Source organism: Rhodococcus sp. P1Y, from assembly GCF_003641205.1.
Taxonomy (GTDB): Bacteria; Actinomycetota; Actinomycetes; order Mycobacteriales; family Mycobacteriaceae; genus Rhodococcoides.
The window spans coordinates 4,239,710-4,252,892 of record NZ_CP032762.1; the positions used below are offsets into that span (position 1 = coordinate 4,239,710).

General features: G+C 63.6%; 14 protein-coding genes. 4 read left to right on the plus strand and 10 right to left on the minus strand.

The window, feature by feature from the left end; translation table 11 throughout:
• Positions 1 to 15: 15 nt before the first annotated feature.
• Genes D8W71_RS19550 through D8W71_RS19575 form a run of 6 tightly spaced genes read right to left on the minus strand, consistent with a single transcriptional unit; the run spans position 16 to position 5,508 of the window.
• A complete protein-coding gene (locus tag D8W71_RS19550; protein ID WP_121115794.1) occupies positions 16 to 1,293 on the minus strand; it encodes a deoxyguanosinetriphosphate triphosphohydrolase in 1,278 nt (425 codons plus the stop codon).
• The gene (locus D8W71_RS19555) at positions 1,290 to 2,009 is read right to left on the minus strand and encodes a YdcF family protein (protein ID WP_121115796.1); all 720 of its coding nucleotides are present in this window, start codon (positions 2,007 to 2,009) and stop codon (positions 1,290 to 1,292) included. The genes D8W71_RS19550 and D8W71_RS19555 overlap by 4 nt, the downstream gene beginning before the upstream one ends.
• Before the next feature lie 55 nt (positions 2,010 to 2,064).
• Positions 2,065 to 2,673, minus strand: a complete 609-nt coding sequence (locus tag D8W71_RS19560; RefSeq protein ID WP_121115798.1) for a response regulator transcription factor — start codon at positions 2,671 to 2,673, stop codon at positions 2,065 to 2,067.
• Complete coding sequence (locus tag D8W71_RS19565) at positions 2,670 to 3,794, minus strand: sensor histidine kinase (RefSeq protein WP_121119588.1); 1,125 nt, start codon at positions 3,792 to 3,794, stop codon at positions 2,670 to 2,672. Before D8W71_RS19565 ends, D8W71_RS19560 begins: the two co-directional genes overlap by 4 nt.
• Positions 3,795 to 3,817: 23 nt before the next feature.
• Positions 3,818 to 4,600, minus strand: a complete 783-nt coding sequence (locus D8W71_RS19570) for an ABC transporter permease (protein WP_121115800.1) — start codon at positions 4,598 to 4,600, stop codon at positions 3,818 to 3,820.
• Positions 4,597 to 5,508 carry an ABC transporter ATP-binding protein gene (locus tag D8W71_RS19575; protein ID WP_121115801.1) on the minus strand — a complete coding sequence of 304 codons (912 nt, stop codon included), beginning with the start codon at positions 5,506 to 5,508 and terminating at the stop codon, positions 4,597 to 4,599. Before D8W71_RS19575 ends, D8W71_RS19570 begins: the two co-directional genes overlap by 4 nt.
• A 194-nt stretch (positions 5,509 to 5,702) precedes the next feature.
• Here D8W71_RS19575 and D8W71_RS19580 point away from each other — a divergent pair, with 194 nt between their 5' ends.
• Both D8W71_RS19580 and D8W71_RS28200 read left to right on the plus strand, forming a co-directional pair.
• Positions 5,703 to 6,446, plus strand: a complete 744-nt coding sequence (locus D8W71_RS19580) for a phosphotransferase (protein WP_161965471.1) — start codon at positions 5,703 to 5,705, stop codon at positions 6,444 to 6,446.
• A 36-nt stretch (positions 6,447 to 6,482) separates the two neighbouring features.
• Positions 6,483 to 8,507 (plus strand): TPM domain-containing protein, encoded by a 2,025-nt coding sequence (locus D8W71_RS28200; protein ID WP_268959789.1) that lies wholly within the window; start codon positions 6,483 to 6,485, stop codon positions 8,505 to 8,507.
• 199 nt (positions 8,508 to 8,706) lie between these two features.
• Here the strand turns inward: D8W71_RS28200 and D8W71_RS19590 are convergent, their stop codons facing one another.
• Positions 8,707 to 10,092, minus strand: a complete 1,386-nt coding sequence (locus D8W71_RS19590; RefSeq protein WP_121115803.1) for a glycine--tRNA ligase — start codon at positions 10,090 to 10,092, stop codon at positions 8,707 to 8,709.
• Positions 10,093 to 10,337: 245 nt separating this feature from the next.
• Between D8W71_RS19590 and D8W71_RS19595 the strand changes: the two genes are divergently transcribed.
• Both D8W71_RS19595 and D8W71_RS19600 read left to right on the plus strand, forming a co-directional pair.
• On the plus strand, positions 10,338 to 10,679 hold the full coding sequence (locus D8W71_RS19595; protein WP_121119590.1) for an ArsR/SmtB family transcription factor: 342 nt from the start codon (positions 10,338 to 10,340) through the stop codon (positions 10,677 to 10,679).
• A complete protein-coding gene (locus D8W71_RS19600; RefSeq protein WP_121115805.1) occupies positions 10,663 to 11,115 on the plus strand; it encodes a Fur family transcriptional regulator in 453 nt (150 codons plus the stop codon). The genes D8W71_RS19595 and D8W71_RS19600 overlap by 17 nt, the downstream gene beginning before the upstream one ends.
• 1 nt (position 11,116) lies before the next feature.
• On the opposite strand, the gene D8W71_RS19605 is transcribed toward D8W71_RS19600, so the two are convergent.
• Genes D8W71_RS19605 through recO form a run of 3 tightly spaced genes read right to left on the minus strand, consistent with a single transcriptional unit; the run spans position 11,117 to position 13,104 of the window.
• The gene (locus D8W71_RS19605; protein WP_121115807.1) at positions 11,117 to 11,512 is read right to left on the minus strand and encodes a hypothetical protein; all 396 of its coding nucleotides are present in this window, start codon (positions 11,510 to 11,512) and stop codon (positions 11,117 to 11,119) included.
• On the minus strand, positions 11,505 to 12,323 hold the full coding sequence (locus tag D8W71_RS19610; protein WP_121115809.1) for an isoprenyl transferase: 819 nt from the start codon (positions 12,321 to 12,323) through the stop codon (positions 11,505 to 11,507). Before D8W71_RS19610 ends, D8W71_RS19605 begins: the two co-directional genes overlap by 8 nt.
• A complete protein-coding gene (recO, locus tag D8W71_RS19615; RefSeq protein WP_121115811.1) occupies positions 12,280 to 13,104 on the minus strand; it encodes a DNA repair protein RecO in 825 nt (274 codons plus the stop codon). The genes D8W71_RS19610 and recO overlap by 44 nt, the downstream gene beginning before the upstream one ends.
• Positions 13,105 to 13,183 lie beyond the last annotated feature (79 nt).

A 13,183-nucleotide genomic window follows, 5' to 3' on the forward strand; every position in this document is an offset into this window, starting at 1 on the left:
CTGCCGAGAAACAGATCAGCCCCAGCTGGCCTGAGCTCCGAGACTGCGCTTGTCGATCAATTCGAGCCTGCTTTCGGTGTACGACGCGATCTGATCCACCACCACTCGGGTCCGTTCACCGTCGGTCTCGGCGCGGTTCCATGCCGGCACGAAGATCGGGTCCAACTCCGCCGGCGCGGACCGCTGTAACCATTCGGCGACCCGGTGAATTCGGTCACGCTGGCGTTCTTGGCGGATCTTGTGTCCGGCGTCGGACATCACGTACCGCAACGCCATCGTCTTGAGCAACGCCACCTCGGACGCGACCACCGGCGGGATCACGAGGTCGGCGTCGTACCTGGCCAGCGGCGCGGTTCCCCACTTCTCACGAGTGCCGTTGATCGCTGCCGTCGCGAATCGCCCGACGAGTTCGCTCGTCAAATGCTTCAGAGCAACCGACGCCTCCAGCGTCCCGTCGAACTTCCCCACCGCCAGCACAACGGGCATACGCGAGAGCCGATCCGCCGCTTCGATCAGCTCGTTCACGTCGAGTCCGCGGAATTCCCTGACGCCGAGTTCGGCCAATTCTCGCTGCTCGCCGAGGTCGCCGAGCGACCGCAACTCGATCCGGCCGTCGATCACGCCGTCTTCGACGTCGTGCACCGAATAAGCAACGTCGTCGGCCCAGTCCATCGACTGAGCTTCCAAGCATTTACGACGCTCGGGTGCGCCGTCGCGTACCCAGTCCAGGATCTCGCCATCGTCGTCGTACGCGCCGAATTTGGCACCGGGGGAAGGTCGGAGCCAGGGGTACTTCGTTGCCGCGTCGAGGGAAGCCCGCGTCAGGTTCAGTCCGACGCTGCGGCCTTCGGCGTCGAGGATCTTCGGCTCCAGACCCGTCAGAATGCGCAGGTTCTGGGCATTGCCCTCGAATCCCCCGCAGTCCACCGCGACTTCGTCGAGTGCTCGCTCGCCGTTGTGGCCGTAAGGCGGGTGACCGATGTCGTGTGCGAGTCCCGCAAGGTCGACCAGATCGGGGTCGCTCCCGATTCCTTCGGCGATACTGCGACCGATCTGTGCGACCTCGAGCGAGTGGGTCAAACGAGTGCGCGGGGTGTCGCCGTCACGTGGGCCGGTCACCTGCGTCTTGTCGGCCAGCCTACGTAAGGCCGCGCTATGGAGCACGCGCGCTCGATCCCGAGCGAAGGCACTGCGATGCGACGCGTTCTCCACTGTGCTGTTCAGCCCGGCCGTCTTCGGCGCTTCGGACACGAAGCGCTGCACATCCTGGGCGGTGTAGTCGGTCAACGTCATTGGCCTGCCGTGTAGGAGAAGTCTGCGGTGAAATGCGTCAGCTGATACCAGAGCAATGCTCCGGTCTCGCGTGCAATCCCGTGCGCCTGAGATTCTCTGGTGTACACCGCCGGACCAGTGCGGGTCGGCGACGTCCAGGCGTCGAGGTCCGCGTCCCGTGCCATGGTCCGCGTGCGAAGCGAATGCCACGGGTCGCTCACCAGGACGACTGACGACTTCCCTTGTGCACGAAGAGTTTCACTGACCGCCTCGATGCTTTCGAGCGTGTCCGATCCCTGTTCGACGGCAATGATCTTGTCAGCGGGCACTCCCTGATCGATGAGGAAGTTCCGTCCGGAGGCGGCTTCGGTGTAGAGGTCGCCCTCCTGCTTGCCGCCGACCGTCACGATCTCCGGAGCCACGCCTTCCTCGAACAGCGATGCGGCCTGCGACAACCTCGCTTCGAATACCGTCGACGGCGTCCCGGAGTACTGGGCTGCGCCGAGGACGACGATCGCGTCCGCAGGCGTGTGGTCATCGATGCGCGCCACCTGCCACACACGCACTGCGGTACCACCGACCACGATCAATCCCATCAAGACGACGCCGGCGATCAATCGCGTCGTCCACCGACCGAGCGTGCCGAAGAACCCGAGCCGTGCGGGTTCGGGTTCGGTGTAGTCGTACGAATCCCCGTATGGGTCGCCGTACGGATCGCGGTCGAGAGTCGAGTTCACCCCCCGAGTTTGCCAGTCCCGGTGCTCGGCCGACGGATCGGCGCGCAGTCGGGCCTCACAACCAGCCTCGTTCCACCGCGACGCGGACCGCCTCGGCACGGGTACTCGTACCGGTCTTGCCGATCGCCGAAGACAAATGGTTCCGCACTGTCCCCTCCGACAGATTCAACGTGGCGGCCACCCTGGCGGCTGTTCCGCCTGCTGCCGCAGCACGAAGAACCTCCTGCTCACGCGCGGTCAACGGTGAGATCCCGTCGGTCAATGTCTCGGTGGCAAGCGTCGGATCCACGACGCGCAGGCCCATGTGGACGCGGCGAACTGCGTCGGCGAGCTGCCTCGCCGGTGTGTCCTTCACGACGAAGCCGCCGGCGCCCGCATCGATGGCTCGGCGGAGATATCCAGGTCGCCCGAACGTGGTGACGATCAACACGCGACAGGTTGGCACACGTTTTCGCAACTCGGCAGTGGCTTCGATTCCGTCCAGCCCGGGCATCTCGACATCGAGCAACGCAACGTCGGGCGCGCATTCCAACGCCGCCGCCACGACCTCGTCGCCGCGGCCCACTTCGGCGACGACGTCGAGATCGTGTTCCAAGTCCAACAGTGCTGCCAACGCACCGCGCACCAACGCTTGGTCGTCCGCCAGCAACAGACGAATGCTCATGCCGAGACCACTTCCACTCGAAATCCTCCCGACGAGGACCGTCCGACGGTCAGAGTCCCGCTCACCGCCGCCACCCGCTCTGCCAGTCCTCGAAGACCGTTGCCGTCGCCCGACGACGTTTCCGAAATTCCGGTCCCGTCATCACAAATTTCTATTCGGGTAGGGCTCACTTCTACACCGCATCGTCGAGCGCCGCTGTGGCGAATCACATTGGTAACCGCTTCGCGCAGGGTCCAACCGAAGAGTTCACGATTGCGCAAGGGAACGACGTCGGCGTCCGGCGGGAGTGCGGCCTCGATTCCTGCGGCATCCAATGCCGAACGCGCGGAGATCAACTCCGTTGCGACATCGACCTTGCGCATGCCTCCGACGGTCGATCGGACATCGCTCAATGCCTCCCGTGCAAGGGTTTCGAGCTGCGCGATCTCGACGGCCGCGCGGGCCGGATCTATCTCGATGAGCCGACCTGCAAGTTCTGCTTTGACGGTGATGACGGTGAGCGAGTGTCCGAGGATGTCGTGGACGTCGCGGCTGACCCGTTCGCGTTCGGCCACGATTGCCAGATCCGCCAATTGCTGACGCGCAACGGCGAGTTCGTGATTGCGTTTGAAGACCTGGGTGATGCCCCAGGCCGCGACCGCACTGATCAGCAGCTGAAAGGCGAAGAAGGAGCCCGGGTTCCAGTCGGGAACCACGCGCGGAACCAGTTCGATCACTGCAGCGAGGACGATGACCAAAGACCAGGCCTGACGGTTGGGCAACGTCATCACCGCGAGGACTGCCATGTAGATCGTCGCGCCGAACGCTTCACTGCCGATCAACAGCGTGAGGACAAGGGTCAGGAGCGCCATGATGATCAAACCCGCCCACGCCCACAAAGTGCCGAGACGGCGCCCGGACCGGCTGGCTTTTCGAAAGCTCCAGAACGTGATCACGAACGTAGCGCCGAAACCCACGACGGCCGCTACTCCGACGATCCGGTGCCACACTTGTGCAAGCTGGAGTGACTCGCCGAGCGGATAGGCCAGATAGAACAACCAGAGCAAACCGAAGACCCAGCCGAAACGGAACATCCGAGTCTCTGCGCCTCCGAATGCATCCGTCTCGACCGGTGTCGTCATGGTGCTCACGCTAGTACTCCCGCTCACACACGCTTGGTATCGCGACGGAACAGGATCGCGGCGCCCGCTATGAACAGTCCTGCCCAGACGACGAGGTTGAGTACGGCCACGGCGAGGGTGCTCAACGACGGCTCGGTGAATGGAGCTCTGGCCACAGTGGCAAGACCGTAGAGCGGTGTGAACTGAGCAATCATCGAGAACCACCCGCTGTCCGCGAGCGGGACGAACAGTCCGCCCGCGAAGGCAAGGACAGCAAGGACTGGCCCGAGTACCTGCATCACGTTCTCGGACGGCAGCAGATATCCCATGAACAGACCGAACGCTGCGAACACCGAACTACCGAGCCAGGCGATGACGCCAGTCGTGATCCAGGCCCAGATCGGCATGTCCGCGCCGAAAATGGCAGCGACTGCGTAGACGACGATCACCGATGCGAGACCCATCGTCATGGCGACCAGCATTTTGGTCGCGATATAAGCGACCGGCCGAAGCGGAGTCAGACGCAGCTGACGGCTCCACCCTTGCGCTCGCTCCACCGACACCATCGCCCCACCGCTCGTCGCCGCGAGCATCGCGCCGTAGACGGCCATGCTGATCGCGACGAAGGCCGTCACGTTCCCGTTGGCGAATGCGTAATTGGTACTGAAATCTGATTGCGTTCCGAAGATCACGAAGAACACCGGCGGCATCACGAGCGTGAACACAACGGTGCGACGGTTGCGGACCAGTCTCTTGATTTCGAGTCCGAGGAACGTCGGGCTGAAGCCGCCGAGACGGAGTGTCGGACGGGCTGTCAAAGTAGTCATTTCGTGCTCCCCACGAGATCGTTGGATCGGTCGGTGGTCAAGGCGAGGAACGCGTCCTCGAGGTTCTTGGAGACAATTTCGAGGTCGACGGCTCCGATATCCAAGAGGTGACGAGCAACTGCGTCAGAATCACGTCCGTGGACGATGACGCGTTCGCCGCGGGTCTCCACCTGGTCGACACCTGGCAGGCGCAACAGTGCGGAGCTGTCGATACCTGGAGCCGTTGCCGTGACGGTTCGACCGGACGCGAGATTCTTCACCTCGGCCGCGCTACCGTCGGCGACGATTCGTCCGTGCCGCAACAACACGATTCGATCGGCGTAGGCGTCGGCCTCGTCCAGATAGTGTGTCGCGAACAGGACAGTCCGACCGCCGCGCGCATCGTGCCGGATCGCATTCCAGAAGTCGCGGCGTCCTTCGACATCCATTCCCGTGGTGGGCTCGTCGAGTATCAACAAGTCCGGCTCTGGAAGCAGCGCAAGTGCGAACTTGAGTCGCTGCTGCTCGCCGCCCGAGCACTTCGCCACTCTGCGATTGGCGATCGCCGTTATGCCCGCCCGTTCTATCACGTCGTCGATCGGTTGAGTGTGGCAGAACAGGGCAGCCGTGAGGCGAACAGTTTCGCGCACGGTCAGGTCTCGAATCAGGCCGCCGGACTGCATGACTGCCGAGATGCGTCCTGCTCTGATCGCCTCGGCAGGTGCGGCCCCGAATACCCTGGCACTGCCGGAGTCCGGCTCTGCGAGCCCGAGCATCATGTCGATCGTGGTTGTCTTGCCCGCCCCGTTCGGACCGAGAAACGCCACGACCTCGCCGGGTTCGATTCGTAAACTCACATCGGCCACCGCCTGGACCTTGCCGAAGGACTTGCTGAGGTGCTCCAGGTGCACCGCTGGTGTCGTTGTCATAGGAAGAACTCTCCTCGCGTACGCCCTCCGAGCCCTCGTCCGTACGTCACGATCGCGGCATGACAAGTGTCATGGTCGACGGTTCGTCCTTACTGTCGGTGCCTTGTCCTTTGCGTCGACGCACGGTATGCAGCACGTGTGGATACATCGACGTGGCATCGATCGTGCGACGAACTCGACCCTCGGGGTCATCGGTGAATGACGAGGAGGTCATCCTCGACGGAGGCAACCGCAACCGCGTGGTCCGCATCGGAGACACCGTCCGACGGACGACCGGGCGGCACTCTCACGCCGTGCACGAGCTGCTGTCACACCTCGAGGTGGCCGGATTCAGCTACTCCCCCAGATTCCTCGGCGTCGACGAGGAGGGGCGCGAAATCCTGTCGCACGTCGACGGAACCGTCGGGAATCATCCGATGCCCGAGCCGATCCGGAGTATCGCCGCGATGGAGTCCGCCGTCGCCGTCGTGAGGCAGCTGCACGACGTCACCGTTGGTCTCCGATTGCCCGCCGGGCATGCCAAGCACCTGCCGCTCGGCGCGGTACCAGAGGTCATCTGCCACTGGGACGCCGCGCCCTACAATTTCGTTTTCGAGGGCGTCGAACCCGTCGGTTTGATCGACTTCGACGAGGCGGGACCGGGACGGCGGGTCGATGACCTCGCCTATTTCGCGTATCGATTTGCGCCGCTCTGCGCCGACGAGAACCTCACCGACGGTGGATGGCCGAGGAGCATCGACCGGCTCGGGCGCCTGCGCCGAATCTTCGAGCTCTACCCGACGCCACACGCCCACCTGGTGCCCGACCTAATCGTCGACCGATTGACGACGTTGACTCTCGACCCTCGAACACCGGCGGCCCACGTTCCAATGTACGAGCTGGACCGAGCATTCGTGCGCGAGCACAGGCAACGGATTGCTGCTCAGATCCGCGGTTGACCCTCTGCGTCCGTACTGCCGGTAGATTCAGTTTTCATGGCAGTCGACACGGCGAAGCATCACGGTATCCAGCGGTTCCTCGCACTCAGCGCACTCACCACCCTCCTCGGCTTCGCCGTTCTTCTCGGCGCGAGCGGGCAGGCGTCCGCGGAAGCTCCCTCGCGACTGGCCGGCCAGATCACCGACAACGTGCAGGCACTCGACGAGGGCCAATCGACCGACGTACAGACTGCGATCGACGATCTCTACGACGCCGACCGAATCCGACTCTGGGTCGTGTACGTCGCGGACTTCGACAACACGGCGCCCGCCGACTGGGCCAGAGCTACCGCCACAGCCAGTGGCTTCGGAGATCGAGACGCACTGCTCGCCGTCGCGACCGTGGATCGATCGTACGCAACATGGGTGGCCGACGGTCTGACGCAAATCACCCAGGCGGAGATCGACGAGATGGAGACCGACAACATCGAACCGGCTCTGCGCGAGGACGACTGGGCTGGGGCAGCCATCGTCACCGCAGGTTCACTCGGTGACGCGTATGCGAATTCCGGTTCGGGCGGGTCGAGCACGCCCTGGTTGATCGGCGCAGGCGCCGTCGTTGTCGCGGGAGGTGGCGCCGTCGTCTACTCGTCTCGGCGAAACAAGGCACGTCGACAAGCTGGTATCGAAGCGGCGAACAACATCGATCCCACCGACACGACCTCACTGTCCGCACTTCCCCTCGACATCCTCGATGCTCGCGCACATTCGATGCTCGTCGAGACCGACAACGCGGTCCGCGCGAGCGAGGAAGAACTGGCGATCGCGCGATCCGAATTCGGTGACACCACAGCAGCCCCCTTCGTCGCAGCATTCGACGAAGCCAAGAAGGCACTCGCGTCGGCGTTTCAAGTTCGTCAACGCCTCGACGACGCCATCCCCGAGACACCTGATCAGCGCCGCGCGCTCCTGATCCAGATCATCTCCTCGTGCGGACGCGCCGATCACGAATTGGACTCCCGCGTCGCAGAGTTCGAGTCGATGCGGGATCTACTGATCAACTCCGGGCCACGGCTCGATTCGCTGACTCAGGCCGTCGTAGCTCTCACGGTGCGCGTTCCCGAGTCGGAAACGGTGTTGACGCAGCTGCGGGCCGAGTTCGCCGCGCCCGCACTGGCGTCGATCATCTCCAACGTCGACATCGCCCGCGAGGACATCGAATTGGCCGAGAAGAACATCGCGATCGGTCGCGACGCCGCATCCAAGCCAGCAGGCCAGCAAGGTGCGCTGGTGTCGGCCGTTCGCACGGCGGAGAAGGCCGTCGACCAAGCTCGGGCTCTTCTCGACGGAGTCGACCACGCGGAGAACGACATCCGCAACGCCATCGCGACGCTCCCCGCGGCGATCGAGGACGTCCGCAGCGACATCGCAGCGTCGTCGTCGTTGGCACAGCACGGTGGCACCGCATTGCAGAATGCTCGCGCCGCGGCCGAACAGGCGCTGCGCAATGCCGAAGCGTCCAAGGACTCCGATCCGCTCGGCAGCTTCAACCAACTGGTGGAAGCAGACCGACACCTCGACGAGGTGGTCGAGGACGCAACCGAAGCGAAAACCCAAGAGGACCTGCTTCGCGCACGCCTCGCGCGCGATCTCGGTGGGGCGCAGTCGCAGATCACCGCCGCCCGGGACTACATCTCGACACGACGCGCAGGCGTCGGCGCCGAAGCCCGAACTCGACTGGCCGAGGCCGAACGCCATTTCGACGCTGCACGGCAGCTGGAACAGTCGGACCCAGCGAAAGCACTCCAGCACGCCCAGGCGGCAGCCCAACTAGGTTCCCGTGCATCACAGACTGCTCAGGCCGACGTAGCCAACTGGGAGGAGCGCAGACGGCCACGCGGCGGTGGTGGAGGCGGCACCGCGGGCGCCGTTCTCGGCGGAATCCTCATCGACAGCATGTTGCAGGGCAGCCGCGGCGGCGGAGGTTTCGGTGGCGGCTTCGGTGGTGGTGGCTTCGGGGGGTGGCGGCGGTGGCGGCTTCGGTGGCGGTGGTGGTGGACGCGCTGGCGGGGCCGGTTCTAGACGCGCCCTCGTCTTCGGGGTGACCGGATGAGACAGTCGCACACTCAGAGTGACCGAATGAGCCGTTCGCTCCGCCTTGTGACCGAATGAGACAGTCGCACACTCAGAGTGACCGAATGAGCCGTTCGCTGCAGCCCGAAAACGCCCAAGGTGACCGAATGAGACATTCGGTCACCTTGGGCCAAGCGAAAATGGCGAACTACGCTCCGAGCAGTCGCTGCCCGAGGTAGGCCTCGACCTGGTCGAGTGCGACGCGCTCCTGAGCCATGCTGTCGCGCTCGCGGATGGTCACGGCGTGGTCGTCGATGGTGTCGAAGTCGACTGTGATGCAGAAGGGCGTGCCGATTTCGTCCTGTCGACGGTAGCGGCGCCCGATGGCTCCGGCGTCGTCGAATTCGACGTTCCAGTACTGACGCAATTGCTGCGCGAGATCCTTGGCCTTGGGCGTCAGGTCGGCGTTGCGCGAGAGCGGGAGCACAGCAACCTTGACGGGTGCGAGGCGACGATCGAGCTTGAGCACGACGCGCTTGTCGACGCCGCCCTTCGCATTGGGAGCCTCGTCCTCGGTGTACGCGTCGACGAGGAATGCCATCAGCGAACGTGTCAGACCGGCTGCGGGCTCGATGACGTACGGCGTGTAGCGCGTGTCCGTTGCCTGCTCGTAGTAGCTCAGGTCCTGGCCCGATGCCTTGGAGTGCACGGTCAGGTCGTAGTCGGTGCGGTTGGCGATGCCTTCCAGCTCGCCCCACTCACTGCCCTGGAACTTGAAGCGGTACTCGATGTCGACTGTCCGCTTGGAGTAGTGCGACAGCTTCTCCTGCGCGTGCTCGTACAACCGCAGGTTCTCGGGGTCGATGCCGAGGTCGGTGTACCACTTCATGCGGTAGTCGATCCAGTACTGATGCCACTCGTCGTCTTCGCCGGGCTTGACGAAGAACTCCATCTCCATCTGTTCGAACTCGCGGGTGCGGAAGATGAAGTTTCCTGGCGTGATCTCGTTGCGGAAGCTCTTGCCGATCTGGCCGATGCCGAACGGCGGCTTCTTGCGCGACGTGGTGAGCACGTTGGCGAAGTTGACGAAAATGCCCTGAGCGGTCTCGGGACGCAGGTAGTGCAGTCCCTCTTCGTTGTCGACAGGTCCGAGGTACGTCTTGAGCAGACCCGAGAATGCGCGCGGCTCGGTCCACTGGCCCGGATCGCCGGTCTCGGGATCACGGATGTCGGCGAGACCGTTCTCGGGCGGACGTCCGTGCTTCTCCTCGTAGGCCTCGAGGAGATGGTCGGCGCGATAACGCTTGTGGGTGATGAGCGACTCGACAAGCGGATCGGAGAACGTCTCGACGTGACCCGAGGCTTCCCAGACCTCACGCGGCAGGATCACCGATGAGTCGAGACCGACCGTGTCCTCGCGGGTGGTGACCATATTGCGCCACCACTGCTTCTTGATGTTGTCCTTGAGCTCGACGCCTAGAGGGCCGTAATCCCACGCCGACTTGGTACCGCCGTAGATCTCGCCGCACTGGTAGACGAGTCCTCGGCGCTTGGCGAGGTTGGCGACGGTTTCGACTTTGGACTTGGGTGCCACTGGCGGAGCTCTCCATCTTGGTGTCTTGCGAGAGGGACGTATACCAGCAGAAGCCTATCGGTCGACGGTGGTTTCTCCGAACGGTCCCCACCGAGGTTTGACATGCACAGTCGTGCATATCAAAATGGATATGGTTTGCATTAACACTCACTGCACTAGGGTGGAGTCCGGACCCGCGCACTCATCGAAGGAGAAATCTGTTGGCAATCCTGGAGACAGACCCTTCGCACCTCGGTGACGATCACGTGGCGATCGGCGGCCATACGCACGATCCATTCGTTTCCGCCCCACCCGCGCCGATCCCTCCGAAGGAGACACTGGCCGCGGCCGGAGACATCCTGCGGGCACTGGCTGCGCCGGTTCGAATCGCCATCGTTCTTCAATTGCGGGAGTCCGAGCGCTGTGTGCACGAACTCGTGGGCGCCCTCGGAGTGACCCAGCCGCTGATCAGCCAACACCTGCGAGTGCTGAAGGCTGCCGGCGTGGTGCAAGGAGAGCGCAACGGACGGGAAGTCCTTTACCGACTCGTCGACGACCACCTCGCCCACATCGTCGTCGACGCCGTGGCGCATGCCGAGGAAGGCTGAACACGTGACCGACAAGACCGAGACCGTACGACCACGTAAACCCGTGGCAGTCGGCGTACGCGCAACCAAGCAGCGCAGCGCGATCTCCGACCTACTCGACGACATCGAGGAGTTCCGCTCCGCGCAAGACCTGCACGACGAACTACGCAAGCGCGGTGAGGGCATCGGTCTGACCACCGTCTACCGAACACTCCAAACCCTGGCCGACGCAGGCACGGTCGATGTGCTGCGCGTCGACACCGGCGAGTCCGTGTACCGCCGCTGCTCCTCTGGTCATCACCATCACCTGGTCTGTCGAGACTGCGGCTACACCGTCGAGGTCGAAGGGCCGACGGTCGAGAAGTGGTCGCAGAGCGTCGCCGAGGACAACGGTTTCACCGAGGTCAGTCACACCGTGGAAATCTTCGGCCTCTGCAGCGAGTGCAAGGCCAAGTAACTCAGGGCAACAGTCCTTCGCGGGCTTTCTCCACCCCTCCGAGCACGAGAACCAGCATCGTCATCAGCGCTTCGTCGTCCAGGCCGCTTGCTGGAAAAGTGTAGCGCAACAACACATCTGCCGACTTCTCGTGGACGTTGACCGAAATGGATCCGAACTGTGAGTCCGCGTTTCGGTCAGCGACCTTCTTGTGCAACGCAGCTTTCAGTGGCCGATCCCACGCCAGGACTGCCGTCAGCGACAGCACTTCCAAACCCGGCGACAGTGCCACCGAGCGAAGTGAGCACAGAGCGCCCGCATAATCGAAACCGAGCGAGCCCTCCTCCCCCACCACGACAGTCGCGAACTGTGCCAACGCTACTTCTGCGCGGGATTGCAAAGACAACTGCTCACTCATACTTGACTCCACCGAATCTGCGATCACGTGATGCGTATTCGACGCATGCTTCCCACAGATCCCGGCGGTCGAAGTCCGGGAAAAGCTTCTTCTGAAACACGAACTCCGCGTAGGCCGATTGCCAGATGAGGAAGTTCGACGTCCGCTGCTCCCCGGACGGACGTAGGAACAGGTCGACGTCCGGCATATCGGATTCGTCGAGGTATTTGGCGACGGTCGCCTCGGTGATCTTCTCGGGATCGAGCTTGCCTGCGGCAACCTGCCGCGCAATTTCCTTTGTGGCGTCGGCGATTTCGGCCCGGCCGCCGTAGTTGACGCACATGGTCAAGGTCATGACCGTGTTCTTCTTCGTCAGTTCCTCGGCCACTTCGAGTTCCTTGATGACGCTGCGCCACAACCGTGGTCGCCGCCCTGCCCATCGCACGCGCACGCCCATCTCGTTCATCTCGTCGCGGCGCCGCCGAATCACGTCACGGTTGAAGCCCATGAGAAATTTGACCTCGTCAGGGCTTCGCTTCCAGTTTTCGGTCGAGAATGCGTACGCGGAGAGCCACTTGACGCCGATGTCTATGCACCCGCAGACCGTGTCCATGAGAACGGCTTCGCCCTTTTCGTGACCTGCGGTGCGCGGCAGTCCACGGTCCTGAGCCCAGCGTCCGTTGCCGTCCATCACCAGGGCGACATGCTTCGGGATGAGCTCCGGCTGAAGAATCGGCGGTCTCGCACCGGACGGGTGTGGATCCGGGGGACGTACCGCCGACACCTCGTCAGGCTGAGTACGCGGTTCTCGTCGCAGAATCACGGTCTTCATCCTGCCCGACGGTCGATCCAACGGACGAAGCAGGCTCGCCCTGATGCGGCGCGGACCTCTCGATGAGTGGCAGTGTTCGCAACTGACGTTCGAGATGCCATTGCAGATGAGCAGCGACCAGTCCGCTCGCCTGAGATCGAACTGCCGTCGACGTCGTCTCCGTGTAGTCCCATTCTCCCCGTTCGAGCGCGACCATCAGATCCATGACTCCCGTCATGGGTGTTGCCGAGCCGGGTGGTCTGCAATGGACGCAGACCGAACCACCTGCCGCGACGTGGAATGCGCGATGCGGACCTGGCGCGGCGCATCGTGCACACTCCGTCAACGACGGCGCCCAGCCGGAGAACCCCATGGCACGAAGTAGGAAGGCGTCGAGAATCAGTTCCGAGGGCCGTGCACGTTCACTCAGGGCACGCAGAGCTCCGACCGTCAGCTGATGCAGGCGCTTCGCCGGGGCATGTTCCTCGCCCGCCAACCGTTCCGCGGTCTCGAGAATCGCGCACCCTGTGGTGTAGCAACCGTAATCGGTGACGATGTCACCGCCGAACGCATTGACGGTGTGCACCTGGGTGACGATGTCGAGGTTGCGACCCGGATAGAGCAGCACATCGACGTGCGCGAAGGGTTCCAGCCTGGCGCCGAACTTGGACTTCGTACGGCGGACGCCTTTGGCGACGGCCCTGACGATGCCGTTGTCGCGGGTCAGGAGCGTGACAATGCGGTCGGCTTCGCCCAGCTTGTGCTGGCGCAGCACGACTGCGTTGTCCCGGTAGAGCCTCACGTTCTCCAGTCTCCCACGTTGCAGGTGGGATGGACTTCTGCCACTCCGCCGGTCAGGTTCACACTCCCGCAGCGGCGAC

What these genes read in the sequence shown, in the direction of transcription:
- D8W71_RS19550 (WP_121115794.1), bottom strand. Translation starts at nt 1,293, where the DNA reads ATGACGTTGACCGACTACACCGCCCAGGATGTGCAGCGCTTCGTGTCC.
- D8W71_RS19565 (WP_121119588.1), bottom strand. Translation starts at nt 3,794, where the DNA reads ATGACGACACCGGTCGAGACGGATGCATTCGGAGGCGCAGAGACTCGG.
- D8W71_RS28200 (WP_268959789.1), top strand. Translation starts at nt 6,483, where the DNA reads ATGGCAGTCGACACGGCGAAGCATCACGGTATCCAGCGGTTCCTCGCA.
- D8W71_RS19570 (WP_121115800.1), bottom strand. Translation starts at nt 4,600, where the DNA reads ATGACTACTTTGACAGCCCGTCCGACACTCCGTCTCGGCGGCTTCAGC.
- D8W71_RS19605 (WP_121115807.1), bottom strand. Translation starts at nt 11,512, where the DNA reads ATGAGTGAGCAGTTGTCTTTGCAATCCCGCGCAGAAGTAGCGTTGGCA.
- D8W71_RS19575 (WP_121115801.1), bottom strand. Translation starts at nt 5,508, where the DNA reads ATGACAACGACACCAGCGGTGCACCTGGAGCACCTCAGCAAGTCCTTC.
- D8W71_RS19610 (WP_121115809.1), bottom strand. Translation starts at nt 12,323, where the DNA reads ATGAAGACCGTGATTCTGCGACGAGAACCGCGTACTCAGCCTGACGAG.
- D8W71_RS19600 (WP_121115805.1), top strand. Translation starts at nt 10,663, where the DNA reads ATGCCGAGGAAGGCTGAACACGTGACCGACAAGACCGAGACCGTACGA.
- D8W71_RS19560 (WP_121115798.1), bottom strand. Translation starts at nt 2,673, where the DNA reads ATGAGCATTCGTCTGTTGCTGGCGGACGACCAAGCGTTGGTGCGCGGT.